Origin of the sequence: Celeribacter persicus (assembly GCF_003050785.1) — a bacterium.
In the GTDB taxonomy this organism is placed as follows: Bacteria; Pseudomonadota; Alphaproteobacteria; order Rhodobacterales; family Rhodobacteraceae; genus Celeribacter; species Celeribacter persicus.
In genome coordinates this window covers 1-24,468 of the sequence record NZ_QAOH01000030.1, presented here as the reverse complement: position 1 = coordinate 24,468, position 24,468 = coordinate 1, and the positions used below count along the sequence as shown (strand labels likewise).

Sequence of the window (24,468 nt, the reverse complement as noted above, 5' to 3'; positions counted from 1 at the left end):
CATCGATATTTGCTGCACATGTCTGTGAACCCTGTCTCAAGTTTAAGGGCAAAAATATCGGAATTAAAGGCAAAATCTCATATTTAAGGGCAAAGGACAGCCGTTGATTTCGTTGAATCTCTCATCTCACAATTAAGGGCTACGCGACACCAGCCGAAACATCCATGTTGACCTTCGTCGCGTTTTACAAGTTGTTCGACGGGTTCGAGCATGTCGTCGATGGCGCGCTGGAAACCAGAGAGGTCACGGTGCCACTGCTTTTGTCGTGGTTCTGCGCTGCGCCCGAGCCTGAAATCCGCGCAGCCATGCGCGCATCCGGCCGACTGACAAACTCGGGATTGGTGCAGCGCAACAGCGGCGGACGTCACCGCCGGATGCCATTCGATCTGTCCGATCGCCTGACCCTCGCGCTACTTGCCGAAGTCGATTGCATTACCGACCTGATTGCCCTGATGTTCCCGCGTGCAGCTGCGCCGCAGGCTCAATGGCAAGACTTCGAAGGTCTAGGCCAGGACGCGGACCTGATGCGTGATCTGCTGTCCAACGCGCTGGCCAAGCGCCAACCCGGCGTACACATTCTTCTCTACGGCCCTCCCGGCACAGGCAAGACCGAGTTCGCCAAGGTGCTCGCGCGTGAGGTCGGCGCCGAACTGCGCGCGGTCGGCGAAACGGACGATGACGGAGGCGAGCCATCGCGCCGAGAGCGCCTGGCCGAACTCACCATGGCATCTCGCATGCTGGGGCAAAGATCGGATACCGTGCTGCTGTTCGACGAGATGGAAGACCTGATTGGTGGGCACAGCTTCCGCTTTAGCCATGACATGCCGTCGAAGGTCCATTTCAACCGAATTCTCGAAACCAATCCGATCCCGGTGATCTGGACCACGAATTCGGTTCACGCCTGTGATCCTGCCTTTCTGCGGCGGATCAGCTATTCTGTTCTGATGCGCCCTCCATCCGGCCGCGTCAGGGCACGTATCTGGCAACGCCTCGAGGAGCGACATGGTGTTGGCATATCGGACAGCGCCCTGCCGGACATGGCGGAACGGCATGATCAGGCCCCGGCGCTTGTTTCAGACGCGATGGTGGTGGCAAGGCTTTGTGATGGTGGGCCTGATGTTGTCTCGCAGGTACTTGATGCCGCCGCCCGTCTGGCAAAGGGCGGAGCCGATAGCGCGCCGCGGCATTATTCAGAAGTGCCCTGGCAACCTGGTCTGGCTCGCGCCGACGCCGCTCTTGCCCGGATCGAAGCTCGGTTGGCGTCTCCGAGCGCACCTCGCCGGGTCAGTTTCTGTCTTGAAGGACCGGCGGGGACCGGCAAAAGCGCATGGGCACGGCATCTGGCCCGGGTCATCGGCATGCCGGTAATCGAAAAGCGCGCCTCTGACCTCATGTCGAAATGGGTTGGCGAAAGCGAGCAGAACATTGCGCGGGCCTTTTCTGACGCACGCGCCGACGGTGCCATGCTCATCTTCGACGAGGCGGACAGCTTGCTAGCTGACCGTCGTGGCGCTGAACGCAGCTGGGAGGTGAGCCAGGTCAATGAGATGCTGACCTGGATGGAAAGCCACCCGTTGCCCTTAGTCTGCACGACCAACTTCGTCGAAAAGCTCGACCCAGCAACACAGCGCCGGTTTATCTTCCGCATCCGCTTCGATTTTCTCTCAGCCGATCAACTTCCGCTGGCTTGGGCTGCGCATTTTTCATGTTCGCCACCGAAAGAATTGTCTACGCTTGATCGACTTGCTCCGGGAGATTTCGCGAACGTGGCCCGCAGAATGCAGGCACTGGGTGTTGCGGACCCAGAGGAAATTCTGCGCGCTCTGATCCTTGAGGATGCGGCAAAGACAGGAACAACGCGACCGATTGGCTTTGGCCGTTGACGCCAAAGTGCTCCACCACAATGGTTGCTCTGTATTGCTAGGAGGAGTTATGCGCTACGCTCGCCAGGAAGATTTGCAACGTCTCGCTCTGATAATGCAGGGGTCAGCCGAGGGGATTTCGCTTTCTGATATAGAGCGAGAATTCGCCGTATCACGTCGTACGGCAGAACGCATGCGTGATGCCGTACGCAACGCTTACCCTCAAATTGAGGAAATCTCCGGCGATAGCGGTCGAAAATACTGGCGCTTCCCGTCGGGATCATTGGGCCGCATGGCTGAACCCACGCTTGATGAACTGACCGCCGGGCACCGCGCCGCCGCTATTGCGCGGCGCGAGGGCGATGAACTAACAGCAGAAATATTAGAGCGCCTTTTGGTGAAGGTGCAGGCAATGTTTCGCGAGGATCGCCGCCGTTTGATTGCTGCTGACCTTGAAGCACAACTATTGGCTGACGGAGTTGCCTTTCGACCTGGGCCTCGTGAAAGAATTTCCTCTGAGATTTTATCTACCATTCGTGAAGCGATCCTTGCAGGGGTCATGATCTCTGCTGATCATCGCGCCCGTGCTTCGGCAAAGCTTTCACGCAACACCCGGCTCGGCCCAATTGCCATGTTATTTGGTCAAGGGCGCCAATACCTTTTGGCTTGGAGCGAATATCAGGACGATCTTCGCCTGTTTGCGCTTGCTGGGTTTGAACGGGTTTCGTTGGTACCCGAGGTCTACGAGCGCCCCAAAGGTTTTGATCTGCAGGAATGGCTATCAGAGAGCTTTGGTGTGTGGCGGGAGGAACCACATGATGTCGTCTGGCGGTTTCTTCCTGACGTTGCCGATGAAGCTGCGGGATATCTGTTTCATCCCAAACAGCTGACCGAGCGGATGGGTGACGGGTCACTGATCGTCCGTTTCCGCGCTGGAGGACGGCAGGAGATGGAATGGTATCTGGTGAGATGGGGAGATCAGGTTGAAGCGCAATTCTTGCAGATTTCGGAAAACTCTTCGTCTGATACGACCGAAAGTGACGTGTGCGGGCAGTAGTCTCAAGTCGAATCAACAAAGAAAGAATCGCGCTTGCTTCGGAACAGCACATCTCACCCCCTTCGCATCGACAGCTTGCCTGTTGGCAACGGTCATCTCGGCCTGACCCTGTGTCCTGGCAAGAAAGGCGACAGTGTCTTCGGCGCGGGATGGGACCGCGATCTGGACATTGATCTCGATGCAATCAAGGCTTGGGGCGCGCAAGCCGTTGTGACCCTAGTCGAGGACTCGGAGTTAGAGCTGCTTTCTGTCACGGGTCTTGGCGATGCGACCAGGGCACGAGGTATGGACTGGCACCACTTCCCGATCCCCGATCTGGATGTACCAACGCCAAAGGCCAAGGCGCGCTGGCGCCAATTGGCGCCCCGCCTTCATAGCATTCTGGAAACTGGCGGCCGTGTGCTGGTCCATTGCCGAGGGGGATTGGGGCGTGCGGGAACCGTTGCAGCCCTTCTGCTGGTTGATCGCGGGCATCCAGCAGGCGAGGCCATGGCCCTCGTCCGTGCCGCGCGGTCACGAGCCATTGAAACGCCGGTACAGGAACGCTTTGTTCGCGACTACGCCCGACATGACGGGCTGTCGCTTATCCGACTGCACGCCAGCCTTCTGGGTGGGGCGATCGGCGACAGTTTGGGTGCCGATATCGAATTCCTTTCTCTAACCGAAATTCGCCATCGTTTTCCGAACGGCATTTCGGAGTTGCCAAAACACATGGGGCTGTACGGCGCCATTACTGACGACACCCAAATGACCCTGTTTACGGCCGAGGGGATCATCCGCGCGCAGATCCGCGGCGTTCTTAAGGGTATCTGCCACCCGCCGTCCGTGATCCATCACGCGCTGCTGCGTTGGTTCAAAACCCAAGGCGGCAAACCGCAGGTTCAGACTGATGATGTGGGACTGATTAACGACCCACGCCTTCGGGTCTGCCGCGCGCCTGGCAATACCTGCCTGTCATCCCTGGCGGCGAGCGCTCATTTTGGGGACCTGGCACGAAACAACAGCAAAGGATGTGGGACCATCATGCGGGTGGCCCCCATCAGCTTGATGTTCCCCCGCGACCAGGTTCGCGCGATGGCCATCGAGACATCCGCCCTGACGCATGGCCACCTGACCGGACAGCTTGCAGCGGCAGCTTGGGCGGAAATGCTTGCCGATGTTACGGCAGGTGCCGAGCTTGAGGAGAGTGCGACCCGGACTGCAGAGACCTATGCGCGACTTACCGGGGGCGAAGAGACTGCACGGGCAATTCAAGCTGCGCTCCGCGCGCCACGGGACGGTACAGGGGAAACAGTCGAATCTCTCGGTGGCGGCTGGATCGCCGAGGAAGCGCTGTCCATCGCGCTTTATGCCTGTCTCGCCGGAGGCTCATTCGAAGAGGCCCTTCTGATCGCAGCCAGCCATGGTGGAGACAGCGATTCAACGGCGGCCATTGCCGGCAATATGCTGGGTCTGCTTGATCCTGCGGCTGTGCTTCGGCACCGTTGGGCCGAAATCGTTGAATGTGCGGACATCATCTCGCAAATGGTGCGGGATTACAGGCAGCTTTCATTCGATATCGATGCGGCAGAAGAGCTCTTCGAAGTTTATCCGGGTGGATAAACACTGGATCAATCGTCCGAAACTGGACTTGTTGCGCGCATAAGACAGAACGTGCATGGTCGCGTAAATCACTGATACATCATAGAATCCCATTAAATTTTCCAATTTAAGGAGCGAGTTCGAAAGCCATGTTCTACCCTTTTCTCGTTGCCGATCCCCGCTCCGGCCTGCATTACCGCCTGACCGATACCGGTCTCGCAGAACTATCACTTGCCCCCGAAGCCCCAGAATGGGCGCCGGGGCGAGTTATTGCGGAAGACCCCCATCCGGTATGGCGAGAGAGCCTGGCCAATGCACCGGTCGAGACGATCTCGGCCGTCTGCGCAACGTTGGAAGGTCTGGTGCTGGCCACTGCGGATCTGCGCGTTCCATCAGCGGGCCCGATGGGCGATAGTCGGGCAGGGCGACATCTGGATGCCCTGATCGCACTTTGGCACAAGCTGGGTGACGCCTTGCCTGAGGGGCTTGCTCCGGTCCGCCATGTTTTGGACCTGCCGCATGGGCGGTTTCTTGACCCATTGCCGGTGGTTGAAAGGTCGCTTGACCCGCATGCACCGGCCGCGATGAAGGCGCTTTATGGAAGACTTAAGGATGAATTCGGGGCTGTGGCTGCGCCCGCCAAGGCGCGCGCGGCGCGTGAAGGATCGCGGCTGTACGCTTTGCAGGGCGGAGTAGCCGAGGCCGCAATCGATGCCGCGCCAAAGGATGACAGCCTCGCCTTTTATGGTTTGCGCGATGTGGCTGTCTGCGCTGATTTTGCGGCGGCCCGTGCGCGTGCCCTGATCGAAAGTGGTATCCCGGCGCGCGAGATTGCCGTGCTGGCCGCTGGTGATACGCGCCAGATCGCGCGCGCCTTTGCCGATCAAGGCGTGCCGATTTCAGGACTTCCTGGCAGCCTGCCAGAGCGCGACCTCGTTGGTGAAACAGCACTTCAACTGGCGTTAGCCAAGCGCACACCCACACCGGCGATGGTCCTTGCGAGTCTGGCTTTGTCACCGCTGATGCCATGGTCAGCCCAAACCGGGCGCGACCTTGCCGAAAGCATTATGAGTGGTGACTTTCGCGGTGATATCCTCTCACCCACCCCCGCATACAAAGACCTCTGGACAGATATTCGGGCATCGGCCAGCAGCCTTGCCCAATTGCGGTTCCTGCTCGACCGTATCTGTGAGCGCATAGCGCAAGGCCAAGAGGTCCGTGCGCGGCTGTCCATTCCCCCTGGCGACGGCAGTCCGGACTGGGAAGGGATCTTGCGCGGTATTCAGATTGCTTCGCCGCCGCGCGCAGATGCAGACCGCAACCTTGAAGGCGTCAGCCTGTGGGCTTCGCACGAAACTCCGTGGCGGCAGTGCCGACATCTGATCATCTCGGATTTCAACGACGGTCAGTATCCGACCCGGCCCCGCGCAAACCCGCTGTTTCTGGACAGCGAAATTACTGCAATTCGAACCACCACCGGTTTGCAGCTTCGCGGGAGGGCAGAGAGATTGGCTGAAAGCCTCTACCTCTTTGAGCAGCAGCTTCAGGCGGTCGCGGAGTCTGTGACGTTTCTGATCCCTTGGCGCGATCTGTCGGGCGCGCGGCAGCAACCTTCAGCTGGGCTATCGCTAGTCGCACGCGCAATGTCGGATATAGAAGAAGCCCATGATCTCGTCCTCGACCTGTCGCGCCTGCCGCCCGGCAACTGGCCTGTGGCACATCACCGTCTGCCACCCTTGCCGGAACCGGACGACCTCCCCGAAGCTCTCTCGTTCCCCGGCCTCGACCTGTTGGCGCTCCGTCGTAAGGATGACGGGACAAGCAAACCCCAATCACCCTCACGGCTGGAAACGCTTCTGGTCAGCCCATTGGCATGGCTTCTGGACGAGGTTGGGGCTGGCGACATGTCTTGGTCGGCCGAGGACCTCGATGTCTTGGCCAAAGGCAACATTGCCCATGACGTGTTTGAACATGTATTCCTCAAAGACCAGCCTGTGCCAGAGCCTGCGGAACTGACTGCTGCGGTTACCGAGGCCTATGATCGTGCGCTGACCCGCCATGCGGGGTTTCTGCGTAGCGCATCCTGGGAAATGGAGCGCAGCGGGCTGGAGCGCGAGATACTTCAAGCGGCGCTGCGCTGGCGCGAACATCTGCTGGCGCTTGGCGCAAAGATCATCGGCAACGAAATCTGGCTGGCGGGTGAAGCGCATGGCATCAACCTGCACGGCAAGGCCGATGCGATCCTTGAGTTGCCTGACGGTGCACTGCTTGTCGTCGATCACAAGAAAAGCGGCACATCGGCCCGCCGCAGGCGCATGGAGGCCGGGTGGGATCTGCAAGCAGGGCTATACCGTGACATGCTCGCCCGTCCTTTTCGGCGGGACGGCGACGGGGTGGAGCCGCTGATTGGCCGAAAGGTCGGTATTGCCTATCACCTGATGAATGATGGTGGGCTCTTAACTTCCGGGCTTGTACCTGCAGAAGGATCTCCCGCCCGCGACATGGGCGACACGGTCAATGATGCGGCTGTTGCAATGCTTGCTGAACGGCTGGCGCAGCTAGGGGCCGGTCGGGTGGTGCTCAATACCTCAGCCGATGAGGTTTTTTTCAAGAAAGAAGCAGGGTTCACACCCTATGCGCTGACCGATGGTTCGACCCTGGTTACCGCGTTCATTCGCCAGATCGAGGAGGCATGACCATGGACGGAGCAGATTCAGACCGAGGGTTGGTCATCGTTCCCGCTGGCGCGGGCGCGGGAAAAACTCATCGTATCAAGACCCAGCTTTCTGACTGGGTGAAGCGCAAGATCGTACGACCCGAACGCATCCTTGCGGTGACCTTTACCGAAGCCGCCGCGGGCGAATTGCGCGAACGTATCCGGGCGGGTCTTCTGGTGGACGGGCTGGTGACCGAGGCCATGGCCGTGGAGCGCGCATATGTCTCTACCATCCATGGTTTGGGCCTGCGTTTATTGACGGAACATGCGCTGGCAGCAGGTACATCGCTGCAACCGCGTCACCTTGGCGATGCCGAGCGCGAGCTGCTGGTCCGGCAGGCGCTGGCCCATGCAAAGTCGCTTGATCCGATCAAGGCTGAACCCGAGCGGTTCGGATATCAGCCCAACTGGCAAAAAGGCGAAACGGTCGAAGATTCATTACGGAGCCGGGTTCTGTCGATGATCGACCTGTTGCGGGGGCTCGGCGACAAAGGCCGTGATCCCGGGCTGATCGCACCCGCACTAACGCGGCTCGATGAAATCTATGGCAAGGTGATCGCAGACCCCACAGCCGCCCGTGATGCGTTGGCGACGGAAGTTGCCACCATCCTCACGGCCTTTCCTGACGGTGGCATGGACGGCGTGACAGCCAAGGGCCCCCGCGAGACACTGGAAAACAATCTGGCCCTGTTTCGCCGTGTCGAACGCGACCCTGCGATGCTGGATCGGGACTGGAGCCTTTGGCAGTCACTACGCAACCTCTTTATCTCGAACCGGAATTCAAAAACGCCTGAGGGCTATGACGATCTTGCGCTTGCGATCATGCAGGCTGCCGAGGTGCTGCCGTCACATCCCGGCCCCTTGGCCGATGCGAAGCTGCACTTTCAATGCCTGATCGCCTGTGCGCAGGAAGTGATGGAGGCTTACGAGGCGCGCAAAAAGGCGCTTGGGCTGATTGACTATGCCGACATGATTGCAGGCGCCGAGCGGCTATTGCGCACTGATCCGGCAGTGCGACAGGCAGTGCTGGATGAGATCGACTGCGTCATCATCGACGAATTTCAGGACACCAACCCGGTGCAGTTCGCGTTGCTCTGGCAATTAGGTGCCCGTGCGCCACGAACCCTGCTGGTGGGGGATGTAAAGCAGTCGATCATGGGGTTTCAGGGCGCCGATCCCCGCCTGTCTCAGGCGCTGGCGGCGGCCAACCCCGATGCGACGCAGCCCCTTGACCGCAACTGGCGGTCTACACCGGCGGTGATGGACTTCGTCAATGCTATGGGTGCAGGGCTGTTTGGCGCAGGCTATAACCCTCTAGCCCCGACGCGTGATCCGGTGTCCGGTCCTGCGCTCGAGGTCTTGAATATCGTCAAAGGTCGCGGGGTTCGAAAGTACTCGAAGCCGCAAGAGCATGTTGCAGAACGCATCGCTCAAATCTTGCAGGCGGGCGAAACGATCACTGATCGACACAGCAAGGCCCCAAGGGGCGTGCGCCCCTCTGACGTCGCTCTGCTGGTCTGCCGGCACGCGACCGCAGCCCGCTATGCCGAGGAATTACGCGCGCGAGGCGTACCTGTCCGCATTGCCGAGGATGGCTGGGCGACAAGCCCGGTTGTTCAGGCGGCTCGCGCGGCGCTCAGCTATGCCGCGAACCCTGCCGATACGAATGCCGCGCTTGTCCTGCGCACCCTCGGCCCCGATCCGCTCAGCCTGCAAGCCGCCATGCAAGCGCAGATCCAAGGTCGGTTGGCGGATGATGCGGTCCTGATGCAGCTAGCGGCGTTGTCGGACCGCCTTACTCGCTTGCCGATTTCCAATGCAGTGGACCTGGTGATCAATGCTTCTGGGCTTCGGGTCTGGGCTGACCGTCAGCCCGACCCGGCACAGGCGCGTGCTGACCTTCTGCGGCTTGAAGCCGAAGCAAGCGACTTCGAATCCGCGCACCGTGATCTCAAGGCCGCAGCCGGTTTCCATGGCGAAAGCGCCAAGGTGTTTCTTGGCTGGCTGGATGCTCGCGCCAGCGAGCGCGATTTCGACCGCCGTCCCGACTCCGCCGCCAACAGCGCCGAGGCGGTCGAGATCGTCACATGGCACGCCAGCAAGGGGCGTGAATGGCCGATCACCGTGGTTGCGGAATTCGACCACGGGATCGAAGACTGGCCGGGCAGCACCGCGACCCGGTTCACCGCGCTTGACAAGATCGACGATATGGACGCCGTGCTGGCCTCAGCCGCACTAATCCACACGCCGGGATTTGCCGCCCCAGAGGCAGAGCGACGGTTCATCGAGGATCGGCGCGCAGATTTCGAGGCAAATGCGAAGAACCTTCTATACGTCGCCCTGACCCGGGCACGCGACCGGCTGGTTCTAGAGTGGCCAAGCTTCCTGAAGGAGCGTGACGAGGAAGCTCCGGAAGCCAAGTGCCTGTTCCATGTGTTCATGGATGCCTGCGCGCCACAGATAGGTGGTGATACACTGCGCATCGGCGGGGTTGATTGCCCGGCCATCATTAGGCAGTTGCCCGAACACGTGGGCTTCACCACGTATTCGGAGGCAGAGATCGCTGATACACCACTGCTCGGCAGCGCTACCCCCTTGCCTGCTGTGGAATTGACGCCCTGGAGGTTGCAGCCATCGCAATCGACAACCGCGCTGTCAGCCCCCAAAAGCCAGGGTATCGCCTTGGGCGAACCATGGCCCCACACCGTCAGTGACGCGGCGCGTGGGACAGCCATCCATCTTGCCCTGCGAACTTGCCTTACGCGATATGATCTAACTGAAGCCCTGCCCAAGGCTACCGGATTGGACGACGCAACCCTGGCACTGGTCGCAGAGCGAGCGGCGGCGCTGAAAGCCTGGCTTGCGGCCGATGGATATACCGATCTGCTATGTGAAATTCCTCTTCTAGGACGTACTAAAGAGGGTGCTGAAATTCCCGGTATGATCGACCTGTTGGCATCGGGGCCTAAGGGTTGCCTTTTGATCGACCACAAGACCGGTGGTGCGGGTGAGGGTTTTGGCCTCTACTGGCCGCAGCTTTCTGCCTATGCCGACTTGGTCCGAGACATATTCCCGACGTACAAATTGAATGGTGTGGCAGTATTTTGGGTTGATCATGGGCGGCTGGATTTTCTGAACCTGGCCTCTATTCCTGCCCGCGGGTATCAAGAAAGTACTTCTTGATGCCCTGGGGAATACTCGCGCCTGACACCATCATTTCGCAGCGCAGGCAGCAGAACCTGGGCCTTGCTAGCGCCGTGCGGCACTTCAACGATCGTTCAGTACCAGGCTTGGGTGGCATGTGGTTTCCGATGCCGATTCTCTGGTCGGTTTTGGCGGTGTCCATTGCCGAGGAGCTAGGTGTTTCGGCCTTGCCAGTCGGCAACGCCGTCGAGGCTTTGATGATGCGAAAAGCCACCGAACAGGGCTTGGCGGACCGTCGCGTGCGCGGTCTACGCAAGATGCAAGGGCTGAAAGACTGGAGTTTCAAGAATCTCAAGCGACGCGGCACCTATGTGGTTCAACCCATCCGCATGGCCATGGTGCAACCACTGGTTGCGCTTGGTTTCGTGCGGGGCAGTCGCTTTGGTGCTTTCACCATCCACACCGCAGGCGCGCAGATGCTAAACCTGCCGGTGATGGCAAACTACCGTCGTGTTCTGGGCGCATGGGCACATGGGGGATCCCCTCATGGTTTGAATAAGGTAATTGAAGACCTGTCGCCAAATGCTGCCGTCCCACCCGACGTTCGCAAGCTGATCTTGGCCCGGCTTGTCGGAGGTGACGATCCGTCAACGTCGCGTCGGCGTGCTCTTGTAGCACTCAAGACCGGGCCCAGTGCAGGTCAGCTCAATGCTGTCGAACCGCTCAGCGGGATAACTGCCGACCATTGGACGGACCTGCGCGCGGGGGCGGCTTTCATGGATTTACGCAGTGCCGCACTGGCGGTGTTGTATCGCTTGGAAGAACGTCTGCTTCAGCTTCGCGATGCCAATGAGGATGCTTGGCTGCCCTTCGACGAGGCCAATAAAACCGTGGGCGAGCCCCTCGCAAAGCTTCGCCGATACGCCCTCCAGCTGGGCGCCAGAATTGACGCAGCAGATGAGTCAAGCAGCCGGAAATTCCTTTCGGAGGTCCGGGATTTGCCCGACCAACAGCTTCTTCAAAAGCTGGCCGAGCGCGATGGAACGGTGATCAGGTGGCGGGAGGATCGTATCGTTCTGGGACCAGCGGCCGGCGAGATGCCAAGCATCGATGCAGACGAACCCGTCAATGATGCCGAGTTCGCACCTCAGTTATTCCGACTTTTCAATCTTCATTGCCTTGCGGCCGAACTGAACGGCGATGTGAACCCGGGATGTCGGGACTCAGCAGGTGAAGAACCGGCATTATGAACACAACGCTTATCACCCTCTTCATGCCGCCCAAGGATTGTTTCGGGGATTTCGGTTTCTTCTGCGGATTTACGGCAACGCCCAATGTGATGGGGCAGATCCGGCGCAGCTTCACTGGAGAAATGGCGCGCCCCGTATTAGCCGCGTTCATTCACCCGACAATGAACGCAATTTCGGACATATCGGGCCTAGCCTGGATGTGGATGCGACTGCAGGATCGAGGTTACAACCTCTTGCACGCCAAGGTTGCTTTGCTGGGATTTCGCAAACGCGATGAAGATGGATATATCATCAGGCTCGCGGTCAGCACGGGAAACTGGACGCAAGACCCTTTGACGGACAGTATCGACCTGTTCTGGTCAATTGATCTTCAGACCGATGATCCGAAAGATCAGGATATTGCAGATATTCGGGCGGCCTGGAACATGTTTGAATGGCTGCGTGAACGCGGGGATTGCGCGCTGATCGAACGGGAATATGACGGCGCGCTGCCCTATGCGCGCCTTAAGGAACAGATCGGTCACCTTCCGGCCTCTACCTTGCCGCCGCGCTTCATCGACAGCCGGTCTCAGGCTTTGCTCCCACAGGTTGTCGATCGACTTGGACTGGGAAAAAAGGCAGATCGTCTAATCCTTGGGTCCGGTTATTTTGAAGCAGAAGGCGATGGTGGCGCGGGGCTGCCTGAGAGGTTTCGCGAGAAGCTGGTCGAAGAAAAGCTCTTGAAGAAATCTGCGACTTTGGACCTGTTTTTGAACCCGCTGTCCTGTCAAGGTCTGGCCATGCGTGGCCCGGCCCTGACCGCGGCTGGTTGGAATCTCAGGCGCCCGATTTCCGCTATGCATGGCGAGGAAGGGCAACTTCACGCTAAGTTTGTATTGCTCGGCGCAGGGCACGACGAGGCCGTTGGGCGCGTCTATCTAGGGTCGGGAAATCTCAGCCGGAACGGATTTGAAAAGGCCGCCAGCGCGGGTGGCAATCTTGAAGCGGGCGTTGTCGTCGATCTTCCCAAAGGATTGAAATGGCGCAGCCGAAAGAACAGCAAGCATGGTTTTGCGACCCTGTTGCCAATCCAGTTCAACGAGACCGTCGAACCTTCGAAGCTACACTCTGGCAGCGGGTTTGTGCCCCCCGAGGAGCCTGAAACCCTGCCGCCAGTGTCTTGGTTGATCTGGAAGGATGGTACGATTTGTGCGCCAGGCGGGATTGTTCTGGATGTCATAGGTCCGGACGGTGCATCGTGCCCCACGCCCTGCATCTGGCCTGCACCTGCTCCAGCCGTTGTCACGCTGACACACGGTGGCTGGCGCGTTCCCATTATCGCGGAGGGCGTGCTTGTTGTGCCACGGCCATCCGAATTGACGGTGGAAGACGTCTTGGCTGGCCTGCAGGCGTTCCCAGAACCCTTGGACGCAGATCAGCCCGATGACGGACCCGAAGGCGGCGAGCCAACGGTGGAAGCCTCGGACACCACGGATTTGCCACCCGCAACCTATGCTATTCGCCGGATGATGAGCCTTCTGGTGCGGCTTGGCGAGACCCAGGCAAGACTTGACCCGCGAGATTGGCAGCGTTGGTGTCGAGAACTGCGTCAGACTTTGCGCGCGATCTGCAAGCAGGAGCAGCCGATGATTGGCTTTTTTCGCGATGCTAAGGCAAATCCCTTGCCGGCATTAATGGACCCGCGGATGTGCCCTGACGATATCAACCTGACCTTGCTGGAACAATCGTTGAAGGCTGTGGCTCGGGAATGGAAGATCGATGACCTTCCGTCGCTTTGGGCTGACGAGGGCATGTGACATGGATTGGATGAAGGCCGCTGATTATCTTGAGCAGCTCGCGTCGCAACAGACGGATGAACCGCTTGATGCTGGACAGCGCGCATCTGTTGCGCAACTCGCCGCGCGGATCAGATCCGGTCAGCGGGCCGCTTTGCTGGCCGACGAAGTCGGGATGGGCAAAACCCGAATAGCGGTTGCGCTCATTTCAGCAGTTCGCAACGCGGGCGGCAGAGCTGCGATTGTGCTTCCGGCTGGGTTGGGCGTGCAGTGGCAGAAGGAACTGAGGCTATTTCACCCTGATGACCAGACCCTGCTGCCATTGCGCAGCTATGACGGATTTATCGCGGGTTTCCTCACCGAGGAAGATGCCGAAGGAAGCCAAAAACGTAAAATCATACACGCGGACTGGCTTAAGGATCGCAGACAGCAGCGGGAATTGCCGAAAAATGGCTGGGCCGATGAAGAAGTCCTGATGATCTCGCACACATTTGCAGCCATGCGCTTTCCGAACACAGGCAACGGTCCGGCGGGGGGATGGCGGCGTGAATTGCTTCCGAATGTTGTGCGCTTATTAGCAGGGCAACGACGCAATTTCATGCGCGACAGCTTTCACCGTGGTGAGATTAGCCAGGTCCATGCCACCCGCCGCGCCGCCCGCATGATTGCCGACACTATCATTGAACACGGTTTGTGTCGGAGCGTGCTTGATGATCTGTCCGGAGACCACCGATGGCTTGCGGCCGATGAATACAAGGGCAAGATCCTGCCGCTCATAGGTTATGGGCTGGGTCAGTTCGACTTGATCGTCGTTGATGAGGCCCACAAGGCCCGTGGGGAGGATTCCAGCCTATCGCGCATTCTCGGACCAGTCAGTTGGGAGGCCGATGATCCATTCCGCCTCGGGATGACTGCCACGCCTGTGGAACTGGATTCCGGGCAATGGAAGGACACGCTAGGCCGGATCAGTGGGCGGGACGATGGTGAAGATATTACTCCGCTTGCCGAACTTACCGAATGGATCAGCGGTTATGTCGATATAGTCAAACGCATCCGGGTCGAAGAACTTGACGAGCCATTGACCGATAGCTTCGAGACCGCTGCAATCAGATTTCAAAAGGCATTGCGCCCCTATGTTCTAAGAAGGGACAAGCGACACGATCCTGAGATCAGCGCATTTCAGGAAGCGCATGGAGATTATCGCGTCGTCGAGGACTTAAAAGTGTCGCCGACAACGAAGGGGTTCACTCGCGACTGGCTGCGGCGGTTTTGTGCAGCTGAAGCGCTTTCGATCCTGCCCCAGGAAGACCATCGCGTGAAGCGTGCAAGACTATCGGTCGCCCAAGGGTACGGTTTTGGTCTCGCACCCGAATCCGAACCTGTTGAACAGCTGCCGCAGGACGATGAGTTAGAAGGCCCGCAGTCATTCTGGTTCGATGCCTTCCGTGGCCAGCCTGCGGATATCTACACCCATCCTGCGATACTAGCCGCAGTTCGACTGATCGAGTCTTATGCCGAACGAGACGAAAAGGTTCTCGTTTTCGGGCGTTTCATAACTCCGATGAATGCGCTGACCCGGCTACTGGACGCGCGCGAAATGCTCCGGCGACTCAGAGACGGACGGCACTGGCCAGCCTCGAAAGTACGGGATGAGAGCGAACCCGCCGTTCTTGCCGCCATGAACGACCCTGATCTCTGTGTGACGACAGGCGGTATCACTTCGATCAACCAGATGCTGACCGAACGATATCGGAAATGGTCCAGTGCGCGCCGCACAGAGCTTGCAAGGCTGCATCGTGAACTCGAAGCCTTGGCACCGCAGGATGATACCGCCGCGCTGTTGCTAGGCTATTTGCGCCAAGATGACGATGATGAAGAGCTGCAAGGCGATATCGGGGCACTACTGGAGGCGCTTGACGACAGGCGCGAGAGTGCTGACGTACCGTGGTCCGGCGACGAAATGCTGGCGCTGTTCAAAGGGCTGCTGGATGACCTATCAACCGATGAAGAGCAAGAACACGACAGTGTCTTGCAGTCTAGGCTGGCATCGTATCTTCAGGACTTTTCCGGGCGCGAGGGCAATTTTGCCCGGATGATGTCTGGCGCAACCCCACCTCAAACACGCCGCTTGCTGCAGTCCGCATTCAACCGCGCCTCCAGCTGGCCAATGGTACTTCTCGCTCAATCCCGTGTTGGGCGGGAGGGGTTAAACCTGCATGAAGCCTGCCGCACTGTGGTCATACTGCATGCAGAATGGAACCCGGGTATTGTCGAACAACAGATCGGTCGCGTGGACCGCAAGGGCAGCCGTTGGCTCCAAGACTTGGAAAATTGGTATGGGCACGCCGAGGGCGACCCACCACGTATACGCATTCATCCTGTCGTTGTCAGCGGGACCTATGATGATCACAACTGGCAGGTCCTGAAGGAGCGGTGGATGGAGCTGCGTGCACAATTACACGGGGAAGTTTTGCCGCATCAGGGAACCCACGCAGCAATTTCCCCAGAACTCGAAGCTCTTAGGAACCGTATCATTGTATCCACGCCAAACTTTGCGCCATGGGAGTGATGTGAAGTTCCAAAAATACCAACCGAATGGTCACGATCATATTCATACACCAGGAGAAGCTATTGAACCTTCATCGCGCCATTGAAATCGCTGCGGAAGCCCATCGGGGACAAACCGACAAGGCCGGCGCGCCGTATCTGCTACATCCGCTCCGGGTGATGATGTCATTAGAGACCGACGACGAACGGATCGTTGGCGTCCTGCATGACGTGGTCGAAGACGGCCCTGGCTGGACATTCAAGCGCCTTGAGGAAGAAGGGTTCTCGCCGACTGTGCTCGACGCTTTACGCCTTGTCACGAAGAGGCCCGAGGATAAGGGCGACAGCGAGGCCGTCTACGTGGCCTTCGTCCGACGCGCCAAGGGCAACAAGATCGCGCGCCGGGTCAAAACGGCAGACATCCTCGACAATCTGAACGCGTCGCGACTGTCGGCACTGACCGAAAAGGACATGCGCCGCATGAACCGCTATCTGGCTGCTCTGCGAGAGCTGCGGGACGCGGAAACCTGAAGGGAAAAAATCCGGAGATCACTGGCGCGCGGCCAGCACATCGAAGAAATCTTCAGCCAGCAGCTCATCATGCCTTTCGGGCATCGAATTTGCCTCTGTTGAGCGCGGCTCAACGATCCGCCACATTCGGTATCGTCCCTGCCCCGTAACTTCCCGGATGAGGCCCTGCTCGTCCATCCAGTCGATGTTGCGCTGAACCGTTGCCCGATGCGTACCTGTCAGTTTCTCGGCCATCTGTACTGAGACCAGCGGCCAGCTTGCGAAGAGGTTCCGCAGCATCGGCGGCGTCTTGCCCGAGAGGGGAGTCATCGCGCGCTCTGCGGCAGCCGCCCAAGCCTCGATCTCCTCGAGCCTGCGCAGGGCTGCGAATGTCGCGCTCTCCATCGCGTTCAGCCAGCGCGCTAACCGGGCGGGCGGGTCCCCGATCGCGCGAAAGCCCCCTCCCCCGCCCATGGCGGTCGGTGCGAAGATCGCGCCGGGCATGCTCCCTGACGGTGCGAGTTCGGTGATCGCAACACGCGACGCCGTCACCGCGGCCTCGAGCGGATCGTCGATCGTCGAGAGCTCCGCGACATGCCAGAGATGAAAGCCCATGCAGGCCCGCGTCACGGGGTGGAGGTTTTCGGCCTGATTCATCATCGCAAGCCATCCGGCAGCCCGGTCCTCGAAGGCTTCACGCTCTGCCATCTCGACCACGCGCGAGGGAGCATTGGCATCTTCGAACCGCTCCCCATGCCCCGGGCGGTCGCGCCGATCAAGGAAGGTCTCGAGATCGCCGACACCCGACCGACGCATCAGCGGCGCGGGTCCACCGGTCAGCCGACGCACGGTCCAGCCGATCCGGTACAAGGCCTGCGCATCATCCGTTACGGTCGAAACCCGCAGCGCCATGTAGAGTGACAGCCGGTCGAGTCCGATCCGGTCCTGCGTCAACCAGCTCAGGTCCGCAGCCTCGATCAGGGCGAGCCGCTGCCGCCAGCCTGCAGGGCCCCGACGCAGGCGTTCATCGAGGATCCCCAGGCGCGCCGCAACACGGGCGAGCTGCGCCGCCTGCCCGGCCTCGGCCCCGCGCCAGGCATCGACGATCTCGGATTCCTTCGCCTCAGACCTAGGCCCGGGAGGCAGGTAATCCGGTTCGTCCTCGATCGGCCCGGGCAGGAACCAGAGGTCGGCGTCATCCTTGTCCTCGGACGCCTCCAAGTCTTCGAGAGGCATCTCGTCATAGTCCATGTGTGTAGGGCGAAATCGGCTCATGCGCGCATTATAAAGCTATTTTGCGCGTTTGGCGATGGAGTTTGAGGGACTGCGTTTTCCTCTACTATAGAGGCGTTCGAGGATCGTGCCTTCTCGAGAGCGCTGGAGCGCCTCTCGTGGCCGTCAGCCCGTAGATACAAGGCTTCCCGAATTCAGCGCGACGAGAGAAATACCTATTGCACGCGTTTTCAAACGGTCGTTTATTAGCGATATCTTAAATTGCAAACGGCTCTTTTCCATGCCCCTGATAGGCTATGCGCGCGTATCCACAGAGGATCAAACCCCCCTGCCCCAGTCCGAGGCCCTTCAATCTGCGGGTTGCGCAGAGATCTTTGAAGAGCACGCCTCAGGTGGCAATCGGGCGCGGCCGGTGCTTGCACGTGTGCTGGAGCGGATTGGCAAGGGCGACACGCTGGTCGTCGTGCGGATCGACCGGCTTGCGCGGTCTCTGTCGCACTTGCTTGAGGTGATCGAAAGACTGGAGGGCAAGGGGGCGTTCTTCCGCTCGCTCCAGGACCCGATCGACACTGCCTCGCCCCAGGGCAAGTTCACGTTGCAGGTTCTGGGCGCTGCGGCTGAGTTCGAACGCGCTCTGATCCGCGAGCGTACCAAAGCCGGACTTGCCTCGGCACGCTCAAAGGGCCGCGTCGGCGGCAACCCAGGTCTTCGCGCCAAGGACCCTGAAGCGCTGCGCAAGGTACGGCTGGCGCGGCAGGATGGCTACATGGAGCGCCTCAACGAGACCGCGCAGGATTGGGTGCCCCATGTGCGCCGCCTGCGCCCCGATATGGCTTGGGAAGACGTGCTGCGGATCATCAATGGCCCCCTGCCCCATGATCGGCGCTGGACGCAAAGCCGCCTGCTCCGCGCCGTGAAGGCATACGTGGCGGACGGATTCCTGCCGGCTGAAGTGCTTGGGCGCGCCGGTCGTCGCGAAACCGACGATCGCCTGCCTGCGATTGTCGCCGCAATCAAAGGTGCTGACCCCGAGATCACCTTGCAGGCAATCTGCGACCGACTGGAATCCATGCGTGAGCGCACCCCTCGCGGTCGCACCAGCTGGCAGCCTTCCTCAGTCAGAATGCTGCTGGAGCGGGCAGAGCGTCTCGGCCTTTTGTAGGCGGCGATGGTCGGCAAACTACTCCTGTCACTCGGCCAAAATCTTACAGAATCATCGCCTCAACTGGACGAAAACCACGTAAATATCCAACAAAGCCTTGGGGTTAGTTCGCGCGAGCAGAAAATATCTCGAAGGGTATCGGCTTCGCCAGACGCGGCCTTTATCGTTAGGAATCAATGCGTTATATAGCGCGGGCCCCGCGCGGCCAAATTGATGCTGTGGATAACTTTTGCACTACATCTAGATTCTTCTTGCCGGACTCAGATGTTCGTGGCATTTCCATTCTGACGGCAAAACGCGTCAGACGTGGCTTTAACCGTCAGAACGACAAAGAGCCTTAGCAAAGGCCATGAGAGGCGGCAGAACATGGATGATCGAAATACGGGCTACGCGCAAGGCATAGGCTCTTCTGACATCGGAGCATTCGCAGACAGTCTTGCTGAGTCGCTTGACCGGCAGATGAAAGTTGCGTTCGAGCCAGAAGAACGCAAGTCCTTGCGCCGCTTCAGCTCGACCGAGGTCGCCGAGTTGCTGCGCGTTAGTACGTCGAACCTGCGCAACCGCCACAAAGATGGCAGCTTCCCAGAAGTTCACACTGACGGTCGCGGTCATAGGTTCTACACGGCCGAAGAAGTTGACGACCTCCGCAACATTTTGGCGCGGACAGGCAAAAATGCTGACGCGTACAGACCTGGCCGCCGAGACGGTGACCGTCTTCAGGTCATTTCGGTCGTGAATTTCAAAGGCGGCAGCTCGAAGACAACAGCGACAATCCATTTGGCACACAGGTATGCCCTGCGTGGCTACCGCGTGCTTGTTCTGGACCTCGACCCGCAGGCCAGTTTGACGACATTTTTCGGCTTCCGGCCTGAGCTCGAATTCGCCGAAGGCGGCACAATCTACGACGCATTGAGATACGATGATCAGGTTCCGCTCTCGGAGGTCATCCAGAAAACATACTTCCACAAGCTCGACATGGTCCCGGCTGGCTTGATGTTGTCCGAGTACGAAACCGAGACAGCGAATGCCCTTGCGCGCAGGGTTCAGCCGATTTTTGCAGAGCGTCTTGCTCTGGCGCTAGAGGAAGTCGACTCAGACTATGACATCGTGCTGATCGATTGCCCTCCGCAGTTGGGCTTCCTGACATTGACAGCATTGGCAGCGTCCACGGGCTTACTTGTGACGGTCGTCCCCGGCATGCTCGACATCGCTTCGATGAGCCAGTTCCTCAAACTCGCTTCGGAAACGGTCAAAGCCGTCGAAGAGGCGATTGGACGACATGTCACTTGGGACTTCGTAAAGTTCCTGATCACACGCTACGAGCCGTCGGACGGACCACAAACGCAAATGGCCGGGTACCTACGTTCAATCCTTGCGGGCCAAGTCATGACTGAACCGATGCTGAAGTCGACAGCCATTTCTGACGCCGGCATGACTCAGCAAACCATCTATGAGGTAGACCCGAGCCAGCTCATTCGGAAGACCATTGATCGGGCTTTGACCAGCGTGAACAGCGTTGCCGATGAGCTGGAGCAGACAATCCAAATGGCATGGGGGCGTCGCTGATGGCTCGAAATATCTTCAACCAGCCACCGAAAGACGAGAAAGAGTCGGCAGCCCCCTCCCCTGCCCCGGTCAAATCCTCGAAGCTACCTGGCTCGGTTGGCGGATTGCGGGACTCTCTCCGGGAAATCACTGCCAACTCAATCCGAGATATCGAACCCGACCGGATCGATATGGATGGCCTCCGGGATCGCCTGATCCTGGAAGATAGTAGCATTGAAGATCTCGCCGAAAGCATTCGCAAGCATGGTCAGCAAGTGCCGATCATGGTTCGCCCCTCTGACCAACCGGATCGATACCGCATCATCTACGGGCGTCGCAGACTTGCAGCCATTCGAAGAGTTGGTGGAACCGTCAAAGCGATCGTTCGAACGCTCGATGATGATGCTTCTCTGATCGCGCAAGGTCAGGAAAACAACCTGCGGCTGGATCCGTCCTTCATTGAAAAATCTCTTTTTATCAAAGAGATGCAGGAGGCCGGTTACAAGCCTGGCGTCATTCAGGACGCCCTAGGCCTCACCCGGCAAGGTGTGTCGAACCATCGTGTAGTCATCGAGCAGCTGCCTGACGAACTTGTCCGGCTTATCGGCCCGGCTCATGGCGTAGGTCGACGCCAATGGGGTGATCTTGCTGCACTTTCAGAGAAGGTTCCGCTTGTCGACATTGCGCGTGAGACACTTGCCTCTCTGCCTGACACCACTCCAAGCTCGGACAAGTTTCAAGCCGTCTATGTTGCTTGCTCCAGCAAGGCGCGTGGCGCAGCCGACCAAAGCGCCCGTGGCCAAACGACCGTGGTAAAGGACAATAGTGGTAGCCCTGTCGGCACACTTTCAGTCGATGGCAAGTCGATCGCTATCAAGATCACCCGCAAGGACAACCCGGAATTCGGCCAATGGCTCGAAGAGCGCGCGGAAACCACGCTGCGACAGCTTTTTGAACAATGGCAGAATGAGAGAGGCTCGGGGAGCTGATCCCCGGTCATAACCAAAAACACGAGCAGAGGAGAAAGGCGAAGACCAAAAAGAAAAGAGCCCCCCAAGGTTTCCCCCGGAGAGCCCTCATCATCTGATTAGCACCTGTGATGTAGCAATCTCCGACATACCGGTCAAGAGTCACCGATTCGGTGGACGTCTTTTTGTTGCCTTTTCTCGCCAAAAACAGCGGGAAGAGCCGGGGAAGTTGTGGGCCGCAACGGTCGTCGTTCAACAAACATGGCATTCACAAAGCTTTCCGTTCAGACCTTTGGCGTCGGCAAGGGCACCCCCGCCACGTCAACACCTGAAACCGACATCTGGGCAGTCTTCCGCGCGCTCAGAGATACTCGCAGCCTGTTCGGTCTCCGTCCAGGACATGTTCAAACGCTCCAAGCGATGCTGAGCTTTCTCAAGCCTCGGCATGGAGACACAGTCTTCGCTTCCAACGACGAGATCTGCCGTCGAGTTGGCGGGATCGATGAACGAACCCTCCGTAGGCACATCGATCGCTTTGTTGAACTCGGTTTCATGAAGCGCCACGACAGCCCAAATCGCAAGAGATACCGAGTGAAGTCCTCCGAAGGTCAGTCCATTAGCTATGGGTTGTCGCTGGCTCCGTTGCTCGCGCGTGCCGGCGAACTACTTGCGACAGCCCAAGCGATGGAAAACGCTCGTCGGGATCGCGTGTTTTTGCGAAAGCAAATCCTAACCAAACTTGCTCAGATCGACGAAGCTGACCCCGAGAACGAACTCACTCATCAGGTACGCCGAGTTCTTCGGAGGAAGCTCTCGATCGCGGAGTATCGTACTTTGCTCGGCGAACTGGAGGCTCAATGCAAACAGATGTCCACCGCGGTGGACGCACCAGAAACAATGAAACTGCCCGCCAATGACGGGCAAACTGTCCGCCACCATTCTAAGTCTAAAAAAGAACAAAAAGATTTAGAAAGCGGGACCAACAGCCAAACACCTCCCCTGCAAACGCTCACAACCGTTTGTGACCAGGCTACATCGTTCGCAACGAACTCACTTAGGAACTGGCACGATGTCGAAAGCCACGCGAGAACGCTCGCTCCAATGATGGGAATCCACGAAAGCACCTTCGAAAAGGCTGCTAAGAAGATAGGCTCTCAAAAAGCATCATGCGCCATCTTCATAATTCTCCAGATGAGCAATCGCATCCGAGACTTTGGAGCGTATTTCCACAGCATCACGCTCGGTCGCAGAGAAACTGACTTCAACCCATCACTGTTGTTGGAAAGGCTTTCTCGTTCTGGGGCAGCAACTGCGTGATGTCCACCGCGGTGGACATGTCGAGAGGTAGAGATGGGCTGTGAAAGGGGTGACGGGAAGTGAGATCGGGAGAGTGGCTTCCGGCGCCCGTCGCGGAGAAGATCTGATGGCGAAATCTGCCCAGAAAGTCACCCTGTCCCCGTCCCGGGACATTCCCTTCGACAAACTCATGCTGAGCCAGTCCAACGTCCGGCGCATCAAGGCCGGCATCTCCATCGAGGAACTGGCCGAAGACATCGCCCGCCGCGGGTTGCTGCAGAGCCTGAGCGTTCGACCCGTTCTGGCGGATGACGGGTCCGAGACCGGCAAGTTCGAAATCCCCGCTGGCGGTCGGCGCTTCCAGGCCCTGTCTCTCCTGGTGAAGCAGAAACGCTTGGCCAAGACGACGCCCATCCCCTGCATCGTGCGGGATGCCACTTCCGCGATCCTCGCCGAAGACGACTCGCTCGCTGAGAACATGCAGCGCGCAGCCCTGCATCCGCTCGACCAGTTCCGCGCCTTCGTGGCGCTTCGGGAGAAGGGTCAAGGCGATGAAGAGATCGCAGCCGCCTTCTTCGTCACGCCGCAGGTGGTGAAACAGCGCCTGAAACTCGCCGCCGTGGCCCCTGCCCTGCTCGAGCTCTACGCCGAGGACGAGATGACGCTGGAGCAGCTGATGGCCTTCACGGTCAATCCGGATCACGAGCGTCAGATTCAAGTCTGGGAGGCGATCAAGTCTTCGTGGAACAAGGAGCCTTATCAGATCCGGCGGATGCTGACGGAAACCTCGGTGCGGGCATCGGACCGGCGCGCCGTCTTTGTCGGCGTCGAGGCGTACGAGGCGGCGGGCGGCACTATGTTGCATGACCTCTTCCAAGGCGATGACGGCGGTTGGCTAGAAGATCCTGCCCTGCTCGATCGTCTGGTCAGCGAAAAGCTTCAGGCTGAAGCCGAAGCGATTGCGACCGAAGGTTGGAAATGGATCGAGGTCTCGCTCGACCTGCCCTATGGCTACAGCCACGGTTTGCGGCGGCTAAGCGGAGACCCGGCGCCGATGACGGATGACGAAGGCGCGGCCCATGCCAAGCTGCTTGCCGAGTACCGGGCGCTCGAAGAGCAATACGAGGGCCAGGATGAATTCCCCGAAGAGATCGACGCGCGACTTGGCGAGTTGGAAGTCGCGATGGAGAAGCTCGAGGCCCGGCCGCTGATCTTCGACGAGGAGGAGATCGCACGGGCAGGGGCGTTCGTGACGCTTGACCGCTATGGCGAGCTTGCCGTTTATCGGGGCTTCGTGCGGCCCGAGGATGAGCCTCGGGAAGATGCCGACGTCCACAGCGGTGAACAGGCGGCAGACGGGCAGGGCGGTGAGCTTTCAGCGGGGAGCAATGTGGATGGTATCGGCCACGGCACGGTGATCACCTCTGCCGGTCAGGCGCTTGGTGCCAACGTGCCTGACGACGAGGACGATGGTGCACTGAAGCCCTTGCCCGAGCGGCTGATCATGGAGCTGACGGCGCACCGGACATTGGCACTGCGCGAAGCTGTCGGTCGCTCCCCTGACGTCGCGTTGACGCTGCTGCTCCTGAAGCTCGTCAACGATACCTTCCGGACGTCCAGTTCGGCCGGCAGCTGCCTCGAGGCTTCGGTCCGTCACGTCTACATGTCGGCGCAGGCGAGCGATCTGAAGGATAGCGTGGTGGCCAAGCTGGTGGACGACCGCCACACGGAGTGGGAGGCCGACTTGCCGCTCGGCGACGATGTCGCTCTCTGGGACTACCTGGCTTCCCTCGATCAGGTGAGCCGGCTGTCCCTGCTAGCG

15 protein-coding genes are annotated in these 24,468 nt (G+C 59.2%); 14 read left to right on the top strand and 1 reads right to left on the bottom strand.

Features of this window, described 5'->3' with window-relative positions; genetic code table 11:
• Window positions 1–167 precede the first annotated feature (167 nt).
• The 9 genes from C8N42_RS19380 (at window position 168) to C8N42_RS19340 (ending at window position 16,463) form a co-directional block, all read left to right on the top strand.
• Window positions 168–1,883 carry an AAA family ATPase gene (locus tag C8N42_RS19380; protein ID WP_170109382.1) on the top strand — a complete coding sequence of 572 codons (1,716 nt, stop codon included), beginning with the start codon at window positions 168–170 and terminating at the stop codon, window positions 1,881–1,883.
• Window positions 1,884–1,932: 49 nt separating this feature from the next.
• Complete coding sequence (locus C8N42_RS19375; protein WP_170109381.1) at window positions 1,933–2,919, top strand: helix-turn-helix transcriptional regulator; 987 nt, start codon at window positions 1,933–1,935, stop codon at window positions 2,917–2,919.
• 33 nt (window positions 2,920–2,952) lie between these two features.
• Window positions 2,953–4,521: an ADP-ribosylglycohydrolase family protein gene (locus C8N42_RS19370; RefSeq protein ID WP_107818098.1), complete on the top strand. Its 1,569-nt coding sequence runs from the start codon at window positions 2,953–2,955 to the stop codon at window positions 4,519–4,521.
• Between the two features lie 128 nt (window positions 4,522–4,649).
• The gene (locus tag C8N42_RS19365) at window positions 4,650–7,196 is read left to right on the top strand and encodes a PD-(D/E)XK nuclease family protein (protein WP_107818097.1); all 2,547 of its coding nucleotides are present in this window, start codon (window positions 4,650–4,652) and stop codon (window positions 7,194–7,196) included.
• Between the two features lie 2 nt (window positions 7,197–7,198).
• A complete protein-coding gene (locus C8N42_RS19360) occupies window positions 7,199–10,399 on the top strand; it encodes a UvrD-helicase domain-containing protein (RefSeq protein WP_245890306.1) in 3,201 nt (1,066 codons plus the stop codon).
• A complete protein-coding gene (locus C8N42_RS19355) occupies window positions 10,399–11,610 on the top strand; it encodes a hypothetical protein (RefSeq protein ID WP_245890307.1) in 1,212 nt (403 codons plus the stop codon). The genes C8N42_RS19360 and C8N42_RS19355 overlap by 1 nt, the downstream gene beginning before the upstream one ends.
• Complete coding sequence (locus C8N42_RS19350; protein WP_211309227.1) at window positions 11,607–13,406, top strand: phospholipase D-like domain-containing protein; 1,800 nt, start codon at window positions 11,607–11,609, stop codon at window positions 13,404–13,406. The genes C8N42_RS19355 and C8N42_RS19350 overlap by 4 nt, the downstream gene beginning before the upstream one ends.
• Before the next feature lies 1 nt (window position 13,407).
• Window positions 13,408–15,954 carry a DEAD/DEAH box helicase family protein gene (locus C8N42_RS19345; RefSeq protein WP_107818094.1) on the top strand — a complete coding sequence of 849 codons (2,547 nt, stop codon included), beginning with the start codon at window positions 13,408–13,410 and terminating at the stop codon, window positions 15,952–15,954.
• A gap of 62 nt (window positions 15,955–16,016) precedes the next feature.
• Window positions 16,017–16,463: a hypothetical protein gene (locus C8N42_RS19340; protein ID WP_211309226.1), complete on the top strand. Its 447-nt coding sequence runs from the start codon at window positions 16,017–16,019 to the stop codon at window positions 16,461–16,463.
• Window positions 16,464–16,481: 18 nt separating this feature from the next.
• On the opposite strand, the gene C8N42_RS19335 is transcribed toward C8N42_RS19340, so the two are convergent.
• Window positions 16,482–17,678, bottom strand: a complete 1,197-nt coding sequence (locus tag C8N42_RS19335) for a helix-turn-helix domain-containing protein (protein ID WP_245890305.1) — start codon at window positions 17,676–17,678, stop codon at window positions 16,482–16,484.
• Window positions 17,679–17,955: 277 nt separating this feature from the next.
• Here C8N42_RS19335 and C8N42_RS19330 point away from each other — a divergent pair, with 277 nt between their 5' ends.
• From C8N42_RS19330 to C8N42_RS19305, 5 genes are all read left to right on the top strand, one after another.
• A complete protein-coding gene (locus tag C8N42_RS19330; RefSeq protein ID WP_008335982.1) occupies window positions 17,956–18,837 on the top strand; it encodes a recombinase family protein in 882 nt (293 codons plus the stop codon).
• Window positions 18,838–19,203: 366 nt separating this feature from the next.
• The gene (gene repA / locus C8N42_RS19325; RefSeq protein WP_028288490.1) at window positions 19,204–20,403 is read left to right on the top strand and encodes a plasmid partitioning protein RepA; all 1,200 of its coding nucleotides are present in this window, start codon (window positions 19,204–19,206) and stop codon (window positions 20,401–20,403) included.
• Window positions 20,403–21,371 (top strand): plasmid partitioning protein RepB, encoded by a 969-nt coding sequence (gene repB / locus C8N42_RS19320; protein WP_233678008.1) that lies wholly within the window; start codon window positions 20,403–20,405, stop codon window positions 21,369–21,371. Before repA ends, repB begins: the two co-directional genes overlap by 1 nt.
• A 210-nt stretch (window positions 21,372–21,581) precedes the next feature.
• The gene (gene repC / locus C8N42_RS19310; RefSeq protein WP_234988887.1) at window positions 21,582–22,667 is read left to right on the top strand and encodes a plasmid replication protein RepC; all 1,086 of its coding nucleotides are present in this window, start codon (window positions 21,582–21,584) and stop codon (window positions 22,665–22,667) included.
• 106 nt (window positions 22,668–22,773) lie between these two features.
• Window positions 22,774–24,468 (top strand): ParB/RepB/Spo0J family partition protein (locus C8N42_RS19305; RefSeq protein ID WP_107818090.1); only part of this gene is annotated, 1,695 nt, incomplete at its 3' end.

Coding starts and splice junctions, on each gene's coding strand:
- C8N42_RS19375 (WP_170109381.1), top strand. CDS start 1,933: ATGCGCTACGCTCGCCAGGAAGATTTGCAACGTCTCGCTCTGATAATG.
- C8N42_RS19365 (WP_107818097.1), top strand. CDS start 4,650: ATGTTCTACCCTTTTCTCGTTGCCGATCCCCGCTCCGGCCTGCATTAC.
- C8N42_RS19360 (WP_245890306.1), top strand. CDS start 7,199: ATGGACGGAGCAGATTCAGACCGAGGGTTGGTCATCGTTCCCGCTGGC.
- C8N42_RS19355 (WP_245890307.1), top strand. CDS start 10,399: ATGCCCTGGGGAATACTCGCGCCTGACACCATCATTTCGCAGCGCAGG.
- C8N42_RS19350 (WP_211309227.1), top strand. CDS start 11,607: ATGAACACAACGCTTATCACCCTCTTCATGCCGCCCAAGGATTGTTTC.
- C8N42_RS19345 (WP_107818094.1), top strand. CDS start 13,408: ATGGATTGGATGAAGGCCGCTGATTATCTTGAGCAGCTCGCGTCGCAA.
- C8N42_RS19335 (WP_245890305.1), bottom strand. CDS start 17,678: ATGCCTCTCGAAGACTTGGAGGCGTCCGAGGACAAGGATGACGCCGAC.
- C8N42_RS19330 (WP_008335982.1), top strand. CDS start 17,956: ATGCCCCTGATAGGCTATGCGCGCGTATCCACAGAGGATCAAACCCCC.
- repA (WP_028288490.1), top strand. CDS start 19,204: ATGGATGATCGAAATACGGGCTACGCGCAAGGCATAGGCTCTTCTGAC.
- repB (WP_233678008.1), top strand. CDS start 20,403: ATGGCTCGAAATATCTTCAACCAGCCACCGAAAGACGAGAAAGAGTCG.